Here is a 20848-nt window from a genome sequence, read left to right on the forward strand (position 1 = left end):
TCGCCGCCGCACAAAGTTCAAGGAAGACGCGACGTGGTCAAGGTTATCGCCAGCACTCTGCGCAAGGGCAACGTGGTCGACATCGACGACAAGCTGTACGTGGTGCTCACCGCCGAGAACATCCACCCCGGCAAGGGCACGCCGGTGACCCAGCTCGACATGCGCCGCATCTCCGACGGCGTGAAGATCTCCGAGCGCTACCGCACCACCGAGCAGGTGGAGCGCGCCTTCGTGGAAGACCGCCCGCACACCTTCCTCTACGAGGATTCCGACGGCTACACCTTCATGAACCCGGAAACCTACGACCAGGTGACCGTGACGAAGGACGTGATGGGCGACCAGTCCGTCTACCTGCAGGAAGGCATGGAGTGCATGCTTTCCACCCACAACGGCAATCCCATCGCCATCGAGCTGCCGGCCCGCGTGGTGCTGGAGATCGTGGACACCGAGCCCACCGTGAAGGGGCAGACCGCCTCCTCCTCCTACAAGCCGGCCGTGCTCTCCAACGGCGTGCGCACCATGGTGCCGCCGCACATCTCCGCCGGCACCCGCGTGGTCATCATGACCGCCGACGCCTCCTACGTGGAGCGTGCGAAGGACTGATCGCGGCATTCGCCCAAAGGCGGGTTGGCAGTGCAACATTCCGATGGAACCTTTTGCGCTGCCAGCCCGTTAAGGGTCGGAGATGTGTCAGTCAGGGCGTCCGTCATGATTTTCTCGGGCAAGCGGGTCCTCGTCGTCGACGACGAGTTCCTGGTCGCGATGGGGCTGGAAGACAACCTGCGGTCCCTCGGCTGCGTCGTCGTGGGGCCCGTGGGTAATCTTTCCGGCGCCGTGGCCGCTGCGGCCCATGAGCAGGTGGACGCCGCCATTCTCGACGTGAACCTCGCCGGCGAGACGGTCTACCCCGCCGCCGCCATCCTGGCGGAGCGCGGCATCCCCTTCATCTTCTGCTCGGGCTACACCGGCAGCGTGCGCATGCCGCCGGAGTTCGCCGGCGCGCCCCGTGTCGCCAAGCCCTACACCAGCCGGGTGATCGCCGACGCGTTGGAGGAGCTGCTGTCCGGCGGCCCGGCCAAGGGACGCGCCTTCCGGGACGCCTCGATCTCACGCTGAAGCGCTGTCCGCGGGCGGCAGGCTGCGCACGTTGCTGCGCAAAATGAAACGGCGGGCGCGATCAGGATCGCCCCGCCGTCGTCGTCTTCAGCCGTTCGCGTGTTCGCGGCTCAGGCCGCGCCGGCTTCCTTGCCGGCGGCTTCCGCCTTGGGGCCGCCGCGGGCAATGCCCACCATGGCGGGACGCAGCACGCGCTCGCCGATGACGTAGCCCGACTGAACCACCTGCACCACCGTGCCCGAGGGGACACTCGGGTCCGGCACCTCGAACATGGCCTGATGCAGGTTGGGATCGAACTTCTCGCCCTTCGGCTCGATGCGGCGGATGCCGTGCTTCTCCAGCGCGGTGGAGAGGCCACGCTCGGTCAGCTCCAGCCCTTCCAGCAACGACTTGAAGGCGCCATCGGCGGAGGCGCGGGCCGCCTCGTCGACGGAGCCGAGGGCCCGCGAGAGGTTGTCGGCCACCGTCAGCATGTCCCGCGCGAAGGAGGAGATGCCATAGGTCTTGGCATCGGCAACCTCGCGCTCGGCGCGACGGCGCACGTTCTCCGCTTCCGCGAAGGCGCGCAGGAACTTGTCCTTCAGGCTCGCGATCTCGGCTTCCAGGCGCTGCTTCTCGCCCGCGTCGCTGCCGATCTCGGCGTCGGCGGTGGCGAGCGCCTCGGCTTCCGCGGTCGCCTCGCCGATGCCCTTGCTCGCACCGTTTTCGCTTGCGTCGCCGCCGGTCTCGGGCGCGCGCTTCTGCTCGCTCATCCGGTTTCTTCCCCTGCCTTGAGTTTCTGCCCCGTGGGGCAAAGGCCAACATTCCCCGCGCATATCGGGGCCATGGCGCGAAAAATCAAGCCGGCACCGGGCAGTCCGTTGCGTTCAGGCGGCATCGCTCCCTGGCGCGCCCAGCACGCGGCTGACGAGGCGGGCGGTGAAATCCACCATGGGCACGATGCGCCCGTAGTTCAGCCGGGTCGGGCCGATGACGCCCAGCACCCCCACCACCCGGCCCTGTCCGTCGCGGTAGGGCGCGACGATGGTGGAGGAGCCGGAAAGCGAGAACAGCCGGTTCTCCGAGCCGATGAAGATGCGCAGGGACTGCGCCTCCTCCGCCCGTCCGAGCAGGTCCACCACCTCGCGCTTGGTCTCCAGGTCGTCGAACAGCAGGCGGATGCGCTCCAGGTCCTCGAACGCCTTGAGGTCCTCCAGGAGCTTCGCCTGCCCGCGCACGATCAGCTTGCGCTCGTTCGGCTCGTCGCCGGACCAGGAGGCGAGGCCCTCTTCCACCACGCGGGCGGTAAGGGCGTCGAGGTCGCGGCGCAGCTCGGCGAGAAGGCTCTCCATCTCGGCCCGCGCCTCGGCGAGGGTGCGGCCGCGGATGCGGGCATTGAGGAAATTGGTGGCCTCGGTGAGCGCCGACACCGGCAGCCCCGCCGGCATGGCCAGCGCGCGGTTCTCCACCTGCCCGTCCTCGGACACGAGGATGACCAGCGCGCGCCCCGGCTCCAGCGGCACGAATTCCACGTGGCGCAGGCGCGGGTCGGTCTTGGTGGCGGTCACCACGCCGGCGCCGCGGGCGAGGCCCGAGAGCATGGCGGAGGCCTCCTGCAGCACCCCTTCCACCGTGGTGGAGCGGGCCGCGGCCATCACCTGCGTCTCGATGTTGGTGCGGTCGCGCTCGTTGATGTCGCCGATCTCCAGCAGCGCATCCACGAAGAAGCGCAGCCCCCGCTCGGTGGGCAGGCGCCCGGCGCTGGTGTGGGGGGCGAAGATGAGCCCCGCGGCTTCCAGGTCCGCCATCACGTTGCGCACGGAGGCGGGCGAGAGCGTCATGGGAATGAGGCGCGAGATGTTGCGCGAGCCCACCGGCTCGCCCGTCGCGAGATAGCTCTCGACGATCTGGCGGAAGATCTCCCGGGCCCGCTCGTCGATCTGGGCGAGGCCGCCGGAGGTGAGGGGCAGAAACGGATCAAGCGCCACGGCGTCACGCCATCCTTCGGGACGAGAGGTCCAACACGGCATTATGTGTCCGCGAAGGGGCTCCGGTTCAAGCCGCCCGGCGTCTTTTGCCGGCGGAATGCGGGTTGCTTCCCTCCGCCGCCCGCGCGCTCTAAAAGGAGCGCCCGACGATCTGACGAGAGGACCCTGCCCATGCGCCCCAGCAAGCGCGCCGCCGACGAGATGCGCGCCGTTTCCTTTGAACGGGGCGTCATGCGCCACGCGGAAGGCTCCTGCCTCGTGAAGTTCGGCGAGACGCACGTGCTCGTCTCCGCGACGCTGGAGGAGCGCCTGCCGCCGTGGCTGAAGGGCCAGGGCCGTGGCTGGGTGACGGCGGAATATGCCATGCTGCCCCGCGCCACCCACGACCGCACGCGGCGCGAATCCACCACCGGCAAGCAGTCCGGCCGCACCCAGGAGATCCAGCGCCTGATCGGCCGCTCGCTGCGTTCGGTGACCGACCTCGTGGCCCTGGGCGAGAAGCAGATCACCATCGACTGCGACGTGCTGCAGGCCGACGGCGGCACCCGCACCGCCTCCATCACCGGCGCCTGGGTGGCGCTGCACGACTGCCTCTCCTGGATGCGCTCGCGCTCCATGGTCCGCGAGATGCCGCTGAAGCAGCACCTCGCCGCCGTCTCCTGCGGCATCTATGAGGGCACCCCGGTGCTCGACCTCGATTATGCCGAGGATTCGGTGGCCGAGACCGACGCCAATTTCGTCATGACCGGCACCGGCGGCATCGTCGAGATCCAGGGCACGGCGGAGAAGACCCCCTTCTCCCAGGAGGAGCTGCTCTCCCTGCTCGGCCTCGCCCGTTCGGGCGTGGACCATCTGGTGGCGCTGCAGAAGCAGGCGGTGGGCTGATGGCGCACCGTCTCCTGCGGGGCCGCCTGGTGGTGGCCACCCACAATCCGGGCAAGCTCATCGAGATGCGGATGCTGCTTGCGCCCCACGGGGTGGAGGCGGTCTCCGCCGGCGAGCTGAACCTGCCCGAGCCGGAGGAGACGGAGACCACCTTCTCGGGCAATGCGCGCCTGAAGGCGGTGGCGGCGGCCACCGCCGCGCAGCTCCCGGCCTTCGCGGATGATTCGGGCCTCGTGATCGATGCCCTCGGCGGCGCGCCCGGCATCCACACCGCCCGCTGGGCGGGGCCGGAGCGCGATTTCGAGATGGCCATGGAGAAGGTGCAGGCCGAGTTGCTCAAGGCTGGCGCCACGGCGCCGGAGCAGCGCCACGCCCGCTTCGTCTCGGCCCTGTGCATCGCCTGGCCGGACGGGCACCTCGAGGAGTTCGAAGGCACCGTGGACGGCACTCTGGTGTGGCCGCCGCGCGGGGCCAAGGGCTTCGGCTACGACCCCATGTTCCTCCCCGAGGGCCACGAGAAGACCTTCGCCGAGATGACCGCCGACGAGAAGCACGCCATGCCGCCCAAGGGCTTCGGCCTGTCGCACCGGGCGCGGGCGTTCCTGAAGCTCTCGCGGGCGTGCCTCGACGCATGAGGGGGCTCGCGACACAGCCCCCGCTGTCGCACGCCGCGCCCGGCGCGGAGGACGGCGGGTTCGGGGTCTATGTCCACTGGCCGTTCTGCAAGGCCAAGTGCCCCTATTGCGACTTCAACAGCCACGTGCGCTTCGCCCCGCCCGACGAGGCGCGCTTCATCGCCGCGTTCCGTCGCGAGATCGCGCACATGCGCGCGCTGTCGGGGCCGAAGCGGGCCGGCACGGTGTTCTTCGGCGGCGGCACGCCCTCCCTCATGGCTCCGGCGACGGTCGCGGCCATCCTGGAGGCGATCGACGCCGCTTGGCCACTGACCGCCGATGCGGAAGTGACGCTGGAGGCCAATCCCACCTCGGTGGAGGCGGACCGCTTCGCCGGCTATCGCGCCGCCGGGGTCAACCGGGTGTCGCTGGGGGTGCAGGCGCTCGACGATGCCGCCCTGAAGGGCCTCGGCCGCATGCATTCGGTGGCCGAGGCGCTGGCGGCGGTGGCGGTGGCGCGGCGCGCCTTCGACCGCGTTTCGTTCGACCTGATCTACGCCCGGCCCGGCCAGACGCCCGAGGCCTGGGCGGATGAGCTTTCCCGCGCCCTCGCCGAGGGCTGCGAGCATCTCTCCCTCTACCAGCTGACCATCGAGCCCGGCACGCCGTTCGAGCGGCTCTATGGCGCCGGCAAGCTCGTCCTGCCGGACGACGATGTGTCCCGCGCCCTGTGGGACGTGACCCAGCAGGTGACGGCAGAAGCGGGCCTGCCGGCCTACGAGGTCTCCAACCATGCCCGTCCGGGCGCGGAGGCGCGGCACAATCTGGTGTACTGGCGCTACGGCACCTATGCCGGCATCGGCGCCGGGGCCCATGGCCGGCTTTCGGGGGAGGGCGGGGCGCGCCGCGCCACCTTCACCGAGCGCTCGCCCGAGGACTGGCTCGCCCGTGTGGAGGCCGACGGCCACGGCATCGTCTCCGACGAGCCGCTGTCGCGCGCCGAGCAGGCCGACGAGATGCTGCTGATGGGGCTGCGCCTGAAGGAAGGCGTGGACCTTGCCCGCCACGCGGCGCTGGGCGGACAAATGGACCCCGCCCGCATCGCCGATCTGGTGGCACAGGGGCTGGTCGCTCGCGATGGCTTCCGCATCAGGGTGACGGAGGGCGGCTTCCCGGTGCTCAACGCGGTGATCGCCGCGCTGGCGGGGTGAGGCCGGCAGCGGCAGACGCCGGCCCGGGCGGAGGCGCGGACGGCCCCGCAGCCGTCAATCGGCGTAGGGATTGTCCTTCTGGCGCAGAGTCAGGCGGATCGGCACGCCGGGCAAATCGAAGGTCTCGCGCAGGCCGTTCACCAGATAGCGGATATAGCTCTCCGGCACGGCATCGGCGCGCGAGCAGAACAGCACGAAGGACGGCGGGCGCGCCTTGGGCTGGGTCATGTAGCGCAGCTTCACCCGACGGCCGGACACCGCCGGCGGCGGGTGGCTGTCGGTGACCTGCTGCAGGAAGCGGTTCAGCGGATTGGTGGCGATGCGCTTGTTCCACACCTTGTGGGTCTGGGCGATGGCGGCCACCAGCTTGTCGAGCCCGTGCCCCATGAGGCCGGACACCGGCACGATGGGCAGGCCCTTCACCTGCGGCAGCAGATGGTCCGCCTCCTCGCGCAGGCGGGTGGCGAGGCCGCCGCGGGCCACGAGATCCGACTTGTTGTAGCCGATGACGAGGGCGCGTCCCTCCCGCGCCACCAGATCGGCGATGCGCAGGTCCTGCTCCTCGAACGGGCGGGTGGCATCCACCAGCAGCACCACCACCTCGGCGAACTTCATGGCGCGCAGGGCGTCGGCGGCGGAGAGCTTCTCCAGCTTGTCGTCGATGCGCGAGCGCTTGCGCAGGCCGGCGGTGTCGAACACCTCCAGCTTGACGCCGGCATAGGTCACCGCCACCGAGATGGAATCGCGGGTGATGCCCGCCTCCGGCCCGGTGAGGAGCCGGTCCTCGCCCAGCAGGCGGTTGATGAGGGTGGACTTGCCCGCGTTCGGCCGGCCCAGCACCGCCACCTTGATGGGGCGGCGCGGCTTCTCGTCGGGCACCTCTTCCGCGTCCGCGTCGGCGGGAGGCGCATAGGCCTCCTCCTCGTCGTCCTCGTCCTCCTCGGGCAGGCGGGTCTGCTCGGGCAGGGCGGCGCAGATGGCGTCGTAGAGGTCGGACAGGCCCTCGCCGTGCTCGGCCGAGAGGGCCACCGGATCGCCGAGGCCGAGGGCGAAGGATTCGATCGCACCCGCCTCGCCGCCGCGTCCCTCGCTCTTGTTGGCGAGCAGGATCACCGGCTTGCCGGAGCGGCGGACCAGATCGGCGAAGGCGCGGTCGGTGGGGGTGAGGCCCACCCGCGCGTCGATCATGAACAGGATGGCGTCGGCGTTGCCGATGGCGGCTTCGGTCTGGGCGCGCATGCGGCCCTCGAGGGTCGCGGCGTCCGCCTCCTCGAGCCCGGCCGTGTCGACGATGCGGAACGAAAGGTCGCCGAGGCGGCCGTCGCCCTCGCGGCGATCGCGGGTGACGCCGGGGCGGTCGTCCACCAACGCGAGCTTCTTGCCCACCAGCCGGTTGAACAGGGTGGACTTTCCGACGTTCGGACGCCCGACGATGGCGAGAGAAAAGGTCATGGGGAAGGGGCTCTTGCGCCGGGAGGGTCGGGGGCCGTCGGAAGCGCCGCCCGCGAGCGGGCGGCGGAGGGATCAGCGCTGCTGCTGCTGGGGCTTGGCGCCCTGCTGCTGCTGGGGCAGCTGGTCCAGCGGGACGTTGGCGTTGCTCGGCTGCGACAGCGGGGTGCCGTAGTCCACGCCCGGCACGCCCTGCGGGAACACCGGGCTGCGGGTGCCGGCCAGCGGCTTCTTGGGCTGGTCGAACGGGTTGAGCTTGTCGAGCGTGTCGCAGCCCGCGGCCGCGAGCGCGAGGGCGAGGCCCAGCGCCAGCTTGACGGACGTGGAAACGCGGCGCGTCTTCGTCATCGGCTCATCCTCACTGTGTGGCGGTGCCGGGCGCGGCCGGCGCGGCGGGCGGCGCCTCGGGAGCGGGGGCGGCCCCGGCGGTCAGGCGGCGGATCAGCTCGGCCCGGGAACGCACGCCGGGCGGGGTCTCGCCGTCAGAGGCCATGTCCGTGGCGGTCTTGTTGGCGGCGGCGAGGTCACCGGCCCTCAGCTGCGCCATGGCCAGCGCCTCGCGCGCGGAATGGCGCAGGGGGCCGGTGCCGCTGGCGATGGCGCCGACGCGCTGCTGCACCTCGGCAAGGCCGGCGGTATCGGCCAGAATCAGCGCGGCGCGCAGCAGCGCCAGCTCGCGGACCAGCTGGGGCAGGCGGCCATCGGCGCCGATGGCGTCGAAGGCGGCGATGCCGGCCGCCTTGTCACGCGCGGAGGCCGCGGCCGCGCCTCGGAACAGGGCGAGGGTGCGATAGCCGGCCGGCCCGTCCTTGGCGATGGCGCCGAAGGCGGCCTCCGCCTCCTGGAACTTGCCGGCGTCATAAAGGGTGATGGCGCTCTGGAACGCGGCGCTGGCGGCAACCGCCTGCTGATGGCGCCAGTACTTGTACCCGCTCCACCCGGCCGCGGCGACGATGGCCAGCACGGCAGCCGCGATGATGAGCCCGCCGAAGCGGTCCCACAGCTTGCGCAGGCGGTCGCGCCGGAGGTCTTCCTCGATCTCGTGAAAAATATCGGTCATGGGTCCGCGACTTCGGGGGATGGGGGCCGGCGCGCCGGCAAAGGGCGCGTAAAGTATCCATGCGGCTTCATCGTGGCAAACGCGGCGTTTCGATGGCGCTGATCCGCCGCGCGCCGCGTTTTCACGTCTCCGCAGGCGGCGGCCCGGCCGAAAATCCCGCCCGCTTCAGCCGCACCAGCGCCAGGTCGAGGGCGGAGAGGAAGGCTGAGCGGTCACGCGGGCCGAACGGTTTCGGGCCACCGGTGACCGCGCCGGCCGAGCGCAGGTCCTCCATCAGATTGCGGGTGGCGAGGGCCATGCCGATGGAATCGCCGGTGAAGGGGCGGCCGTTGGGGGCGATCACGTCGGCCCCGGAGGCGACGCAGCGGGCGGCGAGCGGCACGTCGGCCGTCACCACCACGTCGCCCCGCACGGCGCGGCCGGCGATGAAATCGTCGGCGACATCCGGGCCCGCCGCCACGACGCAGCGGATGATGAGCTCATGGCGCGGCACCGCGATCGGCGCATTGGCCACCACATAGACCGCCACGCCATGGCGCAGCGCCACCTTGTACGCCTCCTCCTTCACCGGACAGGCGTCGGCGTCGACATAAAGGGCGATGGGGAGGTCGCGTGCGTTCATGGCGGCTTTCAGGGAGAAAGGTCGGGGTGGGCGGCGGACGTGTCCGCCCTGCCCGCCGGGGCGCGGTGGAGTGAAGCCCGCGGTCGGGAAGCGGCCGCTGGTCGCGCGCCTGCCGGGAGAGGGCCACAGGCGGGGAGGGAACGGCCGCTGACCTGCTCTGCCCTTCGGCGGAACGCGCCGGGCAGCTACCGCGCCCAACGGGTTCCGGTCCGTCCGGCGGTGGCGGCGGAGCGGATCACGCCGCCGGGGCTGCCGCGTCCGCTTCCCCTTCACCGCCGCCGGCACCGCGCCGGCGACGCCGCCAGGGAAGCGCGATGGAGGCGAGATCGTCCAGCATCCCGAGCAGCTTGGCGCCCGTGTCCAGCTCCCGGTCGAGCGCGGCCATGGTGGCGGAAAGGCCCGGGTCCTCGTCCGTCAGCCACACGTCGAGCACGCGGGTGAACAGCAGCGCCAGCCCCTTCGCCCGCACGCTGCCGGCGAGGCCGGCGCAATCGATGCCGGCGGCGGCCAGCATCCAGCGCTGGGAGGTCTCCGACAGCCGCAGCAGGGTGCAGGCAAGGCGCGGATCGCGGCGCGCGGCATTGCGCAGGGCGCGCACCGCCTCCCGGTGCGGCGCCAGCGCATCGAGCCGGCGCATGAGCACCTCGAACAGGCGCTCCTTCGGCTCCTCGCCGGCGAAATCCGCCGTGTCCGGCCCGCCTTCCGCCAGCACGTGGCGGTCGGTGGCACGGAAGAAGGCGGCCAGCAGGTCATCGGAGGTGGCGAAGGCGGCGCGCATCTCGGACAGGGAGACGCCGCAATGCGCGGCCACCTCGGCCAGCGAGACGCGGGCGGGCGGCCGCTCGGCGATGAGGTCCAGGAAGGCGCGCAGGCAGGCGTCGCGGGTGGTCTCGGAGGTCATGGCGTCTCCTTCCGGGCGCGCCTGCCGCAGGGGCAGGCTTCAGCCGGCCAATTCCTTGCCCCGTTTGGTGGCGGCCGCAATGGCCTCGGTCAGCAGCGGGCCGAAGCCGGTGTCGGGGCGCATCAGCACCGCCAGGGCGGCGGCGGTGGTGCCGCCCGGCGAGGTGACGTTCTGCCGGAGCGTGGCGGCCGGCAGGTCCGACTGGTCCATGAGCGCGCCGGCGCCCGCCACGGTGGCGCGGGCGATGCGCGCGGCGAGGTCGGCGGGCAGGCCGGCGGCGGCGCCGGCCTCGGCCATGGCTTCCGCCAGCAGGAAGGCATAGGCAGGGCCGGAGCCGGAAACGGCGGTGGCCGCATCCATCAGGTCCTCGTCCTCCACCCATTCCACGATGCCGATGGCGCCCAGCAAAGCGGCGGTGAGGTCGCGCTGGGCCTGCGACACCGAGGGGGCGGCCACGGCGACGCTGACGCCCCGGCCGATGGCGGCGGGCGTATTGGGGATGGAGCGCACCAGCGGGGTGGCGGCGCCGAAGATGTCGGCCATGAAGGAGAGCGTCCGCCCGGCCATGATGGAGACCACGAGGGTCTGCGGCCCGGCGATGGGCGCCAGCGGCGGCAGCGCCTCGGGCGCCACCTGCGGCTTGACGGCGAGCAGCAGCACCGACGGTGTGGGAATCGCCGCATGGGCGGGGTTGACGCTGACGCCCCGCGCCGCCAGGGCGGCACCGGCGTCCGCCGGCAGATGCGGATCGAGGATGACGGCCTTGTCGGCCGGAAGGCCGAGGCGCAGCCAGCCTTCCAGCATGGCGCCGCCCATCTTTCCGGCGCCCACCAGCACCACGGGTCCGGACAGGGTCTTCAGAACGCTCTCACTCATCTCCGCCTCGCGGGAAGCTCGCGCCAGCGGCGCCTCGCCCCTCCCATAACGGAGGAATCGGGCGGTGGGAACGCCGGACCCACCCACCCGCGCCGCGCGGGAACGACCGGGGGCATCACCCCCGGAGCCCGGCGCACGGCAATGGCTTCAGGCCTCGCCGACGGTGTCGAACAGGGCCGTGTCCATGGCCTCGCGGGCGGTCTTGCCGGCCCAGACCACGAACTGGAACGCCGGATAATACCGCTCCACCGCATCGAGCGCGGCGTCGAGGATGGCCGCGCACTGCCGGTCGGAGGCAGTGGCCCCGCCCGCCAGCGCCAGCGCGTAGCGGAACATGATGACGCCTTCCTGCGACCACATGTCGAAATGGCCGAGCCACATCTGCTCGTTGATGAGCGCCAGCAGCTTCAGCACCTCCGGCCGGCGCCCCTCGGGCACCTTGAAGTCGAACGCGCAGGCGAGATGCAGCGACTCCAGCTCGTCCATCCACTGGAAGGAGACGTGGCAGTCGGTCCAGCGGCTGGAGAGGGAGAGGGTGATCTCGTCCTCGTCGGAGCGCTCGAACGACCAGTCGTTGAGGGCAGCGAGCTGCTCCACGAGATCAACTGGGTTCGCCGGCGCTTCGGCTTCGATGTCGATGAGTGACATGGCCTCGACCTCGCGGTGGGAGGAACGCGGAGAGGGTCGAACGCAGCATCCCGCGCGTCGGGCCATTCGGCGTTGAGGCCTCTTGGCATGCACGCGGCGTGCCGGGCGGACGCCCGCCCGAAGGTGGACATCCTGGCGAGGCTGCGCCCCGTCGCAGTCGACACGCTGCGACGAACCGGCTCCGAATCGCCACGAAAATCAGTATATCGCGGGTAAATATTTCCCCGCTACGACAGATTGTGGCTGCTCCCCAAGCGCCCGCCGAGCGGTCACGGAGTCGCAGGCCGCAATCAGGCCCCGCTAACCGTCGAATCGACCGTGCCGGACGGGGCGCTGAGGCGCTCCTCGAGGGCGGCGATACGGGCGGAGAGGCGCTCGTTCTCGGCGCGCGCCTCGGCGGCCATGTCCTTCACCGCCTCGAATTCCTCGCGCTTCACGAGGTCCATGTCGCGCAGGAAGCGCTCCATCTGGGACTTCATGACGGTCTCGGCCTCGCGGCGGACGCCCTGGGCCACGCCGGCGGCGTCGTTCACGAGACGCGCCATCTCGTCGAAAATGCGGCCGGTGGTCTGGGTCATGAAAGCCTCCTCGCGGGCGCCCTGCCCGGGCCCTGAACATGGCGAGGTGCGCCCGCGCGCGCAAGTGTGCTGCGCCGCACCCCGCCGCGAGGCCATCCGGCAGGGTGCGGCTTGACGGAGGCGGCCCCGGCGCGGCACATGACGGCGCTCGCCCGAGGCGCCACCTTCCGGGGATCCGATGACCACCTTCGCCCTGCCGTTTCCGGCCATCGATCCCGTTCTGGTGCAGCTCGGCCCCCTCGCCATCCGCTGGTATGCGCTGGCCTACATCGCCGGCCTCGTGCTCGGCTGGCTGCTGGCGCGCACCCTGGTGGCGCGGCCGGCGCTGTGGGGCGGGGTCTCGCCCATGAAGCCGCAGGACCTCGACGACGCCCTGTTCTGGGCGACGCTGGGCGTCATCCTCGGCGGGCGCCTCGGCTACGTGCTGTTCTACAATCCTACCTATTTCCTCGCCAATCCGGCCGACATCATCGCGGTGTGGAAGGGCGGCATGTCGTTCCACGGCGGTCTCGCCGGCACGCTGGTGGCGCTGGTGCTGTTCGCGCGCTCGCGCGGCATCAAAGTGCTGTCGCTGCTCGACGTGTCGGGCGTGGTGGCGCCGCTCGGCCTGTTCTTCGGCCGGCTCGCCAATTTCATCAACGGGGAGCTGTGGGGCCGGCCGGCCGACGTGCCGTGGGCCATCGTCTTCCCCCACGGCGGGCCGCTGCCGCGCCATCCGAGCCAGCTGTACGAGGCGGCGCTGGAAGGGGTGGTGCTGTTTATCGTGATGCTCGTGGTGGTGCGCATGGGCGGGCTGAAGCGGCCCGGCGTCGCCGCCGGCATCTTCGGCATCGGTTATGGCCTCGGCCGTATCGTCGGCGAGTTCTTCCGCGAGCCGGACGTGCAGCTCGGCTATCTCGCCTTCGGCACCACCATGGGCATGTGGCTGTCGGTGCCGCTGGTGCTGGCCGGCGCGGGACTGCTCGCCTACGCCCTGAAGCGTACCCCCGCCCAGCCGTGACGGGCCCGCTCGCCGAGGAGATCCGCGCCCTCATCGCCGCCGAGGGGCCGATCCCCGTCAGCCGCTACATGGCGCTCGCGCTCGGCCATCCCCGCCACGGCTATTACATCACCCGCGATCCGCTGGGCGCCGCCGGCGACTTCACCACCGCCCCCGAGATCAGCCAGATGTTCGGCGAGCTCATCGGCCTGTGGGCGGTGGCGGCATGGCAGCAGATGGGCGCGCCGGGAGACTTCCGGCTGGTGGAGCTCGGCCCCGGCCGCGGCACGCTGATGGCCGACGCCCTGCGCGCCGCCCGGCTCGTGCCGGCGTTCGGGGCTGCCGCGTCCGTGCATCTGGTGGAGACCAGCCCGGCGCTGAGGACGGTGCAGGCGCGCACCGTCGCCCCCCTCGCGCCCCGCCTCGCCTGGCACGATCGGGTGGAGGAGGTGCCGGAAGGGCCGGCCATCGTCCTCGCCAATGAATTCTTCGATGCCCTGCCGGTGGATCAATATGTGCGGCAGGGCGGCCGCTGGCACGAGCGCCGGGTGGGGCTGGGGCCGGGCGGGGCGCTGGCGTTCGGCCTTGATCCCGCGCCGGCGCGGGTGGCGGAGGCCTTCGCCGCCCACCTGCCCCCGCCGCAGGACGGCGATGTGCTGGAACATATGGAAAGCGGCCCCGCCCGCGCGCTGGCGGCGCGGCTGGCGGCTCAGGGCGGCCTGACGCTGGTGGTGGATTACGGCCATGCCGGCGGTTATGGGGATACGCTGCAGGCGGTGGCGAAGCACCGTTTCGCCGACCCGCTCGCCGATCCCGGCGCGGCCGACCTCACCGCCCATGTGGATTTCGCAGCCCTGGCCCATCTCGGCCGGGCGGCGGGGTTGGCGGCGTTCGGGCCCTTCGGGCAGGGCGTGTTTCTCGACCGGCTGGGCCTTGCCCATCGCGCCGAACGGCTGATGCGCGAGCAAGAGCCTGCCACGCGGGACGCCATCGCCGCCGCCGCCCGCCGCCTCGCCGGCATCGGGGTGGGGGAGATGGGCGCCCTGTTCAAGGTGCTCGTCCTCGCCCATCCTGCCCTTGGGGCCCCACCCGCGTTCGACCCCTCCGAGGAGTTCCGTTCATGAAGAACGTGCCATGAAGATCTTGGCGCCGTCGCTGGCCGCTTTGCCCGGCATCCGCCACGCCTTCTTCACCCGGCAGGGCGGGGTCTCCACGGGCCTCTACGCCAGCCTCAACGGCGGCATGGGCTCCAACGACGATCCCGCCGCCGTGGCGCAGAACCGGGCGCGCATGGCGTCCGAGATCGGCGTCGCGCCGGACCGGCTGCTCGCCTGCTGGCAGGTGCATTCGGCCGATGCCGTGCTCGGGACCGATCCCTGGACCCGCGAGGATGCCCCCAAGGCCGACGCCATCGTCACTGCCACTCCGAGCATCGGCGCCGCCGTCTCCATCGCCGATTGCGGCCCGGTGCTGTTCGCCGATCCCGACGCGCGCGTGGTGGCCGCCGCCCATGCCGGCTGGAAGGGCGCCATCGGTGGCGTGCTGGCCGCGACCATCGACCTGATGGAGAAGCAGGGCGCGCGGCGGGAGAATGTGCGCGCGGTCATCGGCCCGCTGATCCGGCAGGCGAGCTACGAGGTGGGCGAGGATTTCGTCGCCCGCTTCCTCGCCGAGGACAAGGCCTTCGCCCGCTTCTTCGCCCCGGCCGACCGGCCGCACCATGCCCTGTTCGACCTGCCCGGCTTCATCCGGCTGCGGTTGACGCAGGCCGGCATCCGCCACGTGGAGGATCTCGGCCTCGACACCTATCCGGACGAGGCCCGCTTCTATTCCTTCCGCCGCGCCACCCACCGCAAGGAAGCCGACTACGGCCGCCTGATCGCGGCCATCGCCCTCGCCTGATTTCCGGACCTTTCCATGCGCTCTTCCGACGTCTCCCTCCTGATCGTGCCCGGCTGGCAGGGCTCCGGCCCGGACCACTGGCAGAGCCGGTGGGAGCGCAAGCTCTCCACCGCCCGGCGGGTGGAGCAGGCGGATTTCGACCGTCCCGACCGGCAGGACTGGCCGCGTCGCCTCGCGGAGGCGGTGGCGGCGGCGGAGAAGCCGGTGGTGGTGGTGGCGCACTCCCTGGGCGTGCCGACCCTGCTGCACGCGGTGCCGCTGCTGCCGGCGGGCAAGGTGCTGGGCGGCTTCCTCGTCGCTCCGCCGGACCTCGACGTGCCGGGCCTTCCGGCGGATCTGGCCGCCTTCGGCCCCATGCCCTCCGCCCCCTTGCCCTTCCCCTCGGTTCTGGTGGCGAGCCGGACCGATCCCTATTGCAGCTATGCCCGGGCCGAGGGCTTCGCGCTCGACTGGGGCGCGGCCTTCGTGGATGCGGGGGAGGCCGGGCACATCAATGCCGAGGCCGGTTTCGGCCCCTGGCCGGAGGGCTCCATGCGCCTGCTCGGCTTCCTGCAGGCGCTCGGATGACGGGTGCAGGACGGGGACCCTGCCCGCGTTAACCGCGTCTTAACCGTTTTTCTGGACCCGGCTCCCGTTTCCCGCTACGCCTCTTCCCGAAGAGGTAACGCCGGGAGCGACCATGCGGGGATCTGAGGCCGAGCACGCGCCGGAACGCAAGGCGGCTCCCGAGTCCGTCTCCGTGCGCAACGGACGCAGGCTGGCGTCTCTCGCCGGAATGGTCCTGTGCCTCGCCCTCGGCGCCTGCCAGACCGACGGCTCCGGCATGGCCAACGCGGGCGGCCGCACCCTCGCCTTCGACACCATCGACGGCCCGCCCCCCGCCACCTTCGACAAGCTGGTGGGCCAGCTCTCCAGCGAGGCCGAGCAGCGCCGCGTGGCGGTGGTTTCCCGCAGCGGCAATGCCGCCTACCGGGTGAAGGGCTACCTCGCTTTGCACGTGCAGAAGAACAAGGCCTCGGTGGCCTATGCCTGGGACGTGTACGACCAGAACCAGAACCGTATCGCCCGCGTCGCCGGCGAGGAACCGGCCGGGACGCTGAAGGGCGGCGTGGCCAATGGCTGGGCCGCCTGCGACGACGCGGTGCTGGCGCGCGTGGCCAACAGCTCCATGGCGAGCCTCGCCGAGACGCTGGGCGTCACCGGCTCGGCCCCGGCGGCCGCGCCCGCTGCCCCGGCGGCCGATGCTCCGGCCGTCGCCACCGCCGAGCCCGCGCCCCGCGCCGAGCCCGCGGGCGTGCCGGTGGCGGCGCTCTCTGCGCCTTCCGCAGCCCTGGCATACGCGAACAACTGAGGTGCGCGGGCGCCGGATGCCCGGCAAGGCCTTTACAAGTTTGTGACGGGCCGCCTATCAGATCCACTCACGCTTTCCACCAGCCCCCGGCACCCTCGGGGCGGAGCCCTCACATGTCAGCGGAGAACGGTCCCATGAAGGTCGTCGCGGGGAATTCCAACCGCGCGCTCGCTGAAGCCATCGCCGCCTATCTCGCCACCCCGCTCACCAAGGCGGTCGTGCGGCGTTTCGCGGACATGGAAATCTTCGTCGAGATCCAGGAGAACGTGCGCGGTCAGGACGTGTTCGTGGTGCAGTCCACCTCGTTCCCCGCCAACGATCACCTGATGGAGCTGCTCATCATCATCGATGCGCTGCGCCGTGCCTCGGCCAAGCGCATCACGGCGGTGCTGCCCTATTTCGGCTACGCCCGGCAGGACCGCAAGCCCGGCCCGCGCACGCCCATCTCCGCCAAGCTGGTGGCCAACCTCATCACCCACGCCGGCGCCGACCGCGTGATGACGCTGGACCTGCACGCCGGGCAGATCCAGGGCTTCTTCGACATTCCCACCGACAATCTCTATTCCGCGCCGGTGATGGTGCGGGACATCAAGGAGCGGTTCGACCCCTCCAACCTCATGGTGGTCTCGCCCGACGTGGGCGGCGTGGTGCGCGCGCGCGCGCTGGCCAAGCGCATCGATGCCCAGCTCGCCATCGTCGACAAGCGCCGCGAGCGCCCCGGCGAGAGCGAGGTGATGAACGTCATCGGCAACGTGGAAGGCCGCTCCTGCATCCTGGTGGATGACATCGTCGATTCAGGCGGCACCCTGGTGAATGCGGCGGAAGCCCTGCTGGCCCGCGGCGCCAAGGAGGTCACCGCCTACATCACCCACGGCGTGCTCTCGGGCGGCGCGGTGGCGCGGGTGACGGCGTCCAAGCTCAAGGAGCTGGTGATCACGGATTCGATCCAGCCCACCGAGGCGGTGCGGGTGGCGCGCAATATCCGCGTGGTGTCCATCGCCACCCTGATCGGCGAGGCCATCGCCCGCACGGCGCACGAGGAATCGGTCTCCAGCCTGTTTGACTGAGGCCGCTTGCGGCGGCTTCCGCGCGCGGGCTAGGCTCCCTCCCAACGAGTCCGGTTGCGATGGTGTGGCGTGGCAATCTGTCGTCGCGCCCCGGCCATTCCGGTATCAGCAAGGCCCGCCATGCAGGATGAAACCGCGCTCCGCCAGCACGATACCGTGCCGGTGTCAGCACCTTTGCCCGCTGTGGCGCCGGTGTCCCGGAAGCATGGCGGCGAGCCTTACGTTTCGGTGCTGCAGCACCTGGCGAAGGTCCGGAGCGTGAAGCGCTATCTGGAGGTGGGCGTGTTCACCGGTTCCTGCTTCGCGCAGATTCCGGCGGAGCGGGCGATCGGGGTCGATCCCAGCTTTCGGATCTCCCACAACATCGCGGCGGGGAAGACCGACGTCCGCCTGTTCCAGATGCCGAGCGATCTTTTCTTCGCCGAGGTGGACGTCGTCGGGGCTTTCGGCGGGCCGGTGGATTTCGCCTTTCTCGACGGCATGCACCAGTTCGAATACCTGCTGCGCGACATCGCCAACACCGAGCGCGTCGCCAACCCGCGCGGCCTCATCGCCCTGCATGATTGCCTGCCGCTTGCGGAGCAGATGACTGTGCGATCGAAGGAGGAGGCGCGGCGCATCACCCGTGGCACGCCCTACGAGGACTGGTGGACCGGCGACGTGTGGAAGGTGATCCCCATCCTGCGCAAGTATCGGCCGGACCTGAAGGTCGTGTGCGTGGACGCGCCGCCCACGGGGCTCGTCTTCATTTCCAATCTCGACCCGTCCAACGACACGCTCCAGCGCGACTATTGCCGGATCGTGGAGGAGTTCGCGGCCCTGCCGAGCGACGAGGCGGGGCTCGATGCCTTCTATGCGGACATCGAGGTGCTGCCGACGCAGCGCCTTACCGCCGGGTTCGATCACAGCCTGCTGCTGCGGGCCTGACGGCCGAAGCGGAGCCGGCCTGCGCCGGCTCAGACGGCGGGCGGCGTCTGCGTGCGGCCGTTGTTCTCGCTCTCGACGTCGCCCTTGCGCTGCAGCCAGAGCATGACGAGCCAGCAGAACGCGGCCCATGCCGCGCCCAGCGCCCAGCCGCCGAGCACGTCGGTGGGCCAGTGGACCCCGAGATAGATGCGGCTGATGCCGACGATCACCGTCAGGGCCGCAGCCGCGCCGAGCAGGAACACCTTCACCCGGGTGCGCGCCTGCGTGCGCGCGAGCAGCGCGCCGAGGGTCAGGTAGACCACGGCCGACAGCATGGCGTGGCCGGAGGGAAAGCTCTGGCTGTAGACCGCCATGCCGTGCGGCACGAGGTCCGGCCGCGGCCGGTCGAAGCCCCATTTCAGCAGCTGCGACAAGGCGGTGCCGCCGGCCACCGAGAACACCACGAGCAGCGCCGCGTGGCGCTTGCGCGTCATCAGCAGGAACAGCGCGGCCAGGATGGTGAGCAGCGTCAGCACGCCGGTGCCGCCCAGCGCGGTGAAGTCGCGCATGCTCTCTTCCAGCCACGGCGGCCCCAGCGGGTCGGTGGGATCGGCGGGGTTGCGCAGGGCGAGCAGGATGTCGCGGTCGAGGCGGCCGGGGGCGCCCTCCATCACCTCGTCGGCGACCTTCACGAAGGCGTAGAAGGCGAGGGCGGTGAAGCCGAGGACGGCGAGGGTCGCCCGCTCCATCCGGCTGACGCCGGCGAGCATGGGCCCCATCAGGGGCAGGGTCTCGACCCGGCGCTGGAGGCGGTCGAGCAGGGTGGGGGCGGGAGTGCTCACGCGGAAGATGTGCCGCGCGTTGCCGGCCCCGTCAACTCGTGTGGTTTCCGGTGCGACGCCAACGCGCTGCGCGGCAACAAAAAAGGGCGCCGTCCGGTGGACGACGCCCGCTTTCTGGCTCAGCCGGGCCGGCTCAGGCCGCCTGCTGCTTGGGCTGCACCTCGGCGGTGTAGGAATCCATCAGCTGGTGGGTGATGCCGGAGGGCTTGAAGGTCCAGTCGGCGATGGAGCCGACCGGGGTCACCTCGGCGGCGGTGCCGGTGATGAAGCACTCGGAGAAGCCGGCCAGCTCCTCGGGCAGGATGTGGCGCTCGATCACCTCGATGCCGTGGCGACGGGCGATGTCGATCACGGTGCGGCGGGTGATGCCGTCGAGGAAGCAGTCGGGCTTGGGCGTGTGGATCACGCCGTCCTTCACGAAGAAGATGTTGGCGCCGGTGCACTCGGCCACGTAGCCGCGATAGTCCAGCATCATCGCGTCGGCGAAGCCGCGCCGCTCGGCGCGGTGCTTGGAGATGGTGCAGATCATGTACAGGCCGGCGGCCTTGGCCCGGCAGGGGATGGTGGCCGGATCGGGACGGCGCCACTCCGCGAGGTCGAGGCGCAGGCCCTTCAGGCGCTGCTCGGGATCGAAGTAGCTCGGCCATTCCCACACGCCGATGGCGAGGTGGATGGAGTTCTTCTGGGCGGCGACGCCCATCATCTCGCTGCCGCGCCAGGCGACCGGGCGGACATAGGCGTCCACGAGATTGTTCTTCTCGAGCGTGGCCTTCTTGGCCGCGTCGATCTCGGGGATGGTGTAGGGGATGGTGAAGTCCAGCATCTCCGCCGACAGGCGCAGCCGCTCGGAGTGCTCGGCGCTCTTGAAGATCCGGCCGCCGTAGGCGCGCTCGCCCTCGAACACGGTGCTGCCGTAGTGCAGGCCGTGGGACAGCACGTGCAGCTTGGCGTCGGCCCACGGCACGAACACGCCGTCGTACCAGATCCAGCCGTCGCGTTGATCGAAGGGGACACCCTGAGCGCTCATGATCTTAAACTCCTTGTTTCAACCGCGTCGTGCGCGCGGCTTCCCCCCGACGCAACCGCCGCTTTCCAGCAGTGCCGCATGGGGATATCTTTACGCCTGCTCATCAAGCCGGCAAAGCCACGAAATGATCGAACCGTGTCCAGGGAGTGCGCGACCGATCATTTCGCTGAACTGGCTCTTTGGGTAACGATCAAAACGAAAAAAGTCAACATGGCTGACATAAATTCTCTCGTCGAACCCGCTCCGGCGCCCGTGTCCCCCCCTCGCGAGGATGCGGCGGCGGATTTGCCGCTGGTCGACTTCATCGAGCTTTTCTTCTTTGCGTACAGGGATTTCGTCGCCGATCCGGACGAGATCCTGGCGCCCATCGGCTTCGGCCGGGCGCACCATCGCGTTGTCCATTTCGTGAACCGGCACCCCGGCATGCGGGTCACCGATCTGCTCGACATCCTGCGCATCACCAAGCAGAGCCTCGGCCGCGTGCTGCGCGAGCTGGTGGACGAGGGCTTCGTGGAGAGCCGCGCCGGCGCCGCCGACCGGCGGCAGCGGCTGTTGTTCCCGACCGCCAAGGGCGAGATGCTGGCGCGCCAGTTCGTCGGGCTGCAGAGCCGCCGCATCGCCGGGGCGCTGGAGGCCAGCGGGCCGGCCGGGCGGGAGGCGGTGCGCCGCTTTCTTCTTGCCATGATCGACAAGGAGGATCGCGGCTCGGTGGAGCGGCTGATCGAGCGGGCCGACCGGGCCGCGCGCGCCCGTCCGGACTGAGCCGCGGCGGCGCCACCGGGCCCGCCGCGGGCGCATCGGCCGGATGACGCCGATGCCGGCCGGCACGACGGTTCCGCCATGCGGG

The 20848-nt window shown here is 70.9% G+C and carries 25 protein-coding genes; 13 read left to right on the forward strand and 12 right to left on the reverse strand.

Annotation, left to right across the window (positions count from 1 at the left end; translation table 11 throughout):
- The first annotated feature begins 33 nt into the window (after window positions 1-33).
- Window positions 34-603: an elongation factor P gene (efp, locus tag V5F49_RS13525; RefSeq protein WP_394117291.1), complete on the forward strand. Its 570-nt coding sequence runs from the start codon at window positions 34-36 to the stop codon at window positions 601-603.
- Window positions 604-708: 105 nt separating this feature from the next.
- Entirely contained in the window at window positions 709-1116 is a 408-nt protein-coding gene (locus V5F49_RS13530; protein WP_394117290.1) for a response regulator, read from the forward strand.
- Between the two features lie 110 nt (window positions 1117-1226).
- Here the strand turns inward: V5F49_RS13530 and grpE are convergent, their stop codons facing one another.
- Window positions 1227-1868 carry a nucleotide exchange factor GrpE gene (gene grpE, locus V5F49_RS13535; RefSeq protein ID WP_394117289.1) on the reverse strand — a complete coding sequence of 214 codons (642 nt, stop codon included), beginning with the start codon at window positions 1866-1868 and terminating at the stop codon, window positions 1227-1229.
- A 114-nt stretch (window positions 1869-1982) separates the two neighbouring features.
- Window positions 1983-3083 (reverse strand): heat-inducible transcriptional repressor HrcA, encoded by a 1101-nt coding sequence (gene hrcA / locus V5F49_RS13540; protein WP_394117288.1) that lies wholly within the window; start codon window positions 3081-3083, stop codon window positions 1983-1985.
- A gap of 171 nt (window positions 3084-3254) precedes the next feature.
- On the opposite strand from hrcA, the gene rph reads away from it, so the two are divergent.
- The 3 genes from rph to hemW are packed head-to-tail and all read left to right on the forward strand — an operon-like array spanning window position 3255 to window position 5793.
- Complete coding sequence (gene rph / locus V5F49_RS13545; RefSeq protein ID WP_394117287.1) at window positions 3255-3968, forward strand: ribonuclease PH; 714 nt, start codon at window positions 3255-3257, stop codon at window positions 3966-3968.
- Window positions 3968-4603, forward strand: a complete 636-nt coding sequence (gene rdgB, locus V5F49_RS13550; protein WP_394117286.1) for an RdgB/HAM1 family non-canonical purine NTP pyrophosphatase — start codon at window positions 3968-3970, stop codon at window positions 4601-4603. The genes rph and rdgB overlap by 1 nt, the downstream gene beginning before the upstream one ends.
- Window positions 4600-5793: a radical SAM family heme chaperone HemW gene (gene hemW / locus V5F49_RS13555; RefSeq protein ID WP_394117285.1), complete on the forward strand. Its 1194-nt coding sequence runs from the start codon at window positions 4600-4602 to the stop codon at window positions 5791-5793. Before rdgB ends, hemW begins: the two co-directional genes overlap by 4 nt.
- Before the next feature lie 54 nt (window positions 5794-5847).
- Here the strand turns inward: hemW and der are convergent, their stop codons facing one another.
- From der to V5F49_RS13595, 8 genes are all read right to left on the reverse strand, one after another.
- Window positions 5848-7245, reverse strand: a complete 1398-nt coding sequence (der, locus tag V5F49_RS13560) for a ribosome biogenesis GTPase Der (protein ID WP_394117284.1) — start codon at window positions 7243-7245, stop codon at window positions 5848-5850.
- 72 nt (window positions 7246-7317) lie between these two features.
- Complete coding sequence (locus tag V5F49_RS13565) at window positions 7318-7590, reverse strand: hypothetical protein (RefSeq protein ID WP_394117283.1); 273 nt, start codon at window positions 7588-7590, stop codon at window positions 7318-7320.
- Window positions 7591-7600: 10 nt separating this feature from the next.
- Window positions 7601-8302 (reverse strand): tetratricopeptide repeat protein, encoded by a 702-nt coding sequence (locus V5F49_RS13570; protein WP_394117282.1) that lies wholly within the window; start codon window positions 8300-8302, stop codon window positions 7601-7603.
- Window positions 8303-8423: 121 nt separating this feature from the next.
- Complete coding sequence (locus V5F49_RS13575) at window positions 8424-8924, reverse strand: YaiI/YqxD family protein (protein ID WP_394117281.1); 501 nt, start codon at window positions 8922-8924, stop codon at window positions 8424-8426.
- Between the two features lie 235 nt (window positions 8925-9159).
- On the reverse strand, window positions 9160-9825 hold the full coding sequence (locus V5F49_RS13580; RefSeq protein WP_394117280.1) for a TetR/AcrR family transcriptional regulator: 666 nt from the start codon (window positions 9823-9825) through the stop codon (window positions 9160-9162).
- 39 nt (window positions 9826-9864) lie between these two features.
- Window positions 9865-10701 carry a pyrroline-5-carboxylate reductase gene (proC, locus tag V5F49_RS13585; RefSeq protein ID WP_394117279.1) on the reverse strand — a complete coding sequence of 279 codons (837 nt, stop codon included), beginning with the start codon at window positions 10699-10701 and terminating at the stop codon, window positions 9865-9867.
- A gap of 147 nt (window positions 10702-10848) precedes the next feature.
- On the reverse strand, window positions 10849-11349 hold the full coding sequence (locus V5F49_RS13590; protein ID WP_394117278.1) for a type III secretion system chaperone family protein: 501 nt from the start codon (window positions 11347-11349) through the stop codon (window positions 10849-10851).
- Window positions 11350-11639: 290 nt separating this feature from the next.
- A complete protein-coding gene (locus V5F49_RS13595; protein WP_394117277.1) occupies window positions 11640-11927 on the reverse strand; it encodes an accessory factor UbiK family protein in 288 nt (95 codons plus the stop codon).
- Window positions 11928-12105: 178 nt separating this feature from the next.
- Between V5F49_RS13595 and lgt the strand changes: the two genes are divergently transcribed.
- The 7 genes from lgt to V5F49_RS13630 all read left to right on the forward strand — a co-directional run bounded on the left by lgt (window position 12106) and on the right by V5F49_RS13630 (window position 18153).
- Window positions 12106-12927, forward strand: a complete 822-nt coding sequence (gene lgt, locus V5F49_RS13600; protein WP_394117276.1) for a prolipoprotein diacylglyceryl transferase — start codon at window positions 12106-12108, stop codon at window positions 12925-12927.
- The gene (locus V5F49_RS13605) at window positions 12924-14030 is read left to right on the forward strand and encodes a class I SAM-dependent methyltransferase (protein WP_394117275.1); all 1107 of its coding nucleotides are present in this window, start codon (window positions 12924-12926) and stop codon (window positions 14028-14030) included. The genes lgt and V5F49_RS13605 overlap by 4 nt, the downstream gene beginning before the upstream one ends.
- Before the next feature lie 10 nt (window positions 14031-14040).
- Window positions 14041-14808 (forward strand): peptidoglycan editing factor PgeF, encoded by a 768-nt coding sequence (gene pgeF / locus V5F49_RS13610; protein WP_394117274.1) that lies wholly within the window; start codon window positions 14041-14043, stop codon window positions 14806-14808.
- A 15-nt stretch (window positions 14809-14823) separates the two neighbouring features.
- Entirely contained in the window at window positions 14824-15375 is a 552-nt protein-coding gene (locus V5F49_RS13615) for an RBBP9/YdeN family alpha/beta hydrolase (RefSeq protein WP_394117273.1), read from the forward strand.
- 112 nt (window positions 15376-15487) lie between these two features.
- Window positions 15488-16159 (forward strand): hypothetical protein, encoded by a 672-nt coding sequence (locus V5F49_RS13620; protein WP_394117272.1) that lies wholly within the window; start codon window positions 15488-15490, stop codon window positions 16157-16159.
- Between the two features lie 113 nt (window positions 16160-16272).
- On the forward strand, window positions 16273-17226 hold the full coding sequence (locus tag V5F49_RS13625; RefSeq protein ID WP_394117271.1) for a ribose-phosphate pyrophosphokinase: 954 nt from the start codon (window positions 16273-16275) through the stop codon (window positions 17224-17226).
- A 120-nt stretch (window positions 17227-17346) separates the two neighbouring features.
- The gene (locus V5F49_RS13630) at window positions 17347-18153 is read left to right on the forward strand and encodes a class I SAM-dependent methyltransferase (RefSeq protein WP_394117270.1); all 807 of its coding nucleotides are present in this window, start codon (window positions 17347-17349) and stop codon (window positions 18151-18153) included.
- 29 nt (window positions 18154-18182) lie between these two features.
- Here V5F49_RS13630 and V5F49_RS13635 read toward each other — a convergent pair whose 3' ends face one another.
- Both V5F49_RS13635 and V5F49_RS13640 read right to left on the reverse strand, forming a co-directional pair.
- Window positions 18183-18911 (reverse strand): phosphatase PAP2 family protein, encoded by a 729-nt coding sequence (locus V5F49_RS13635; protein ID WP_394117382.1) that lies wholly within the window; start codon window positions 18909-18911, stop codon window positions 18183-18185.
- A gap of 196 nt (window positions 18912-19107) precedes the next feature.
- The gene (locus V5F49_RS13640) at window positions 19108-20001 is read right to left on the reverse strand and encodes a branched-chain amino acid aminotransferase (protein WP_394117269.1); all 894 of its coding nucleotides are present in this window, start codon (window positions 19999-20001) and stop codon (window positions 19108-19110) included.
- Between the two features lie 210 nt (window positions 20002-20211).
- Between V5F49_RS13640 and V5F49_RS13645 the strand changes: the two genes are divergently transcribed.
- Entirely contained in the window at window positions 20212-20763 is a 552-nt protein-coding gene (locus V5F49_RS13645; RefSeq protein ID WP_394117268.1) for a MarR family winged helix-turn-helix transcriptional regulator, read from the forward strand.
- The last annotated feature ends 85 nt before the right edge of the window (window positions 20764-20848 follow it).

Source organism: Xanthobacter lutulentifluminis (assembly GCF_043194675.2).
Lineage (GTDB): Bacteria > Pseudomonadota > Alphaproteobacteria > Rhizobiales > Xanthobacteraceae > Xanthobacter.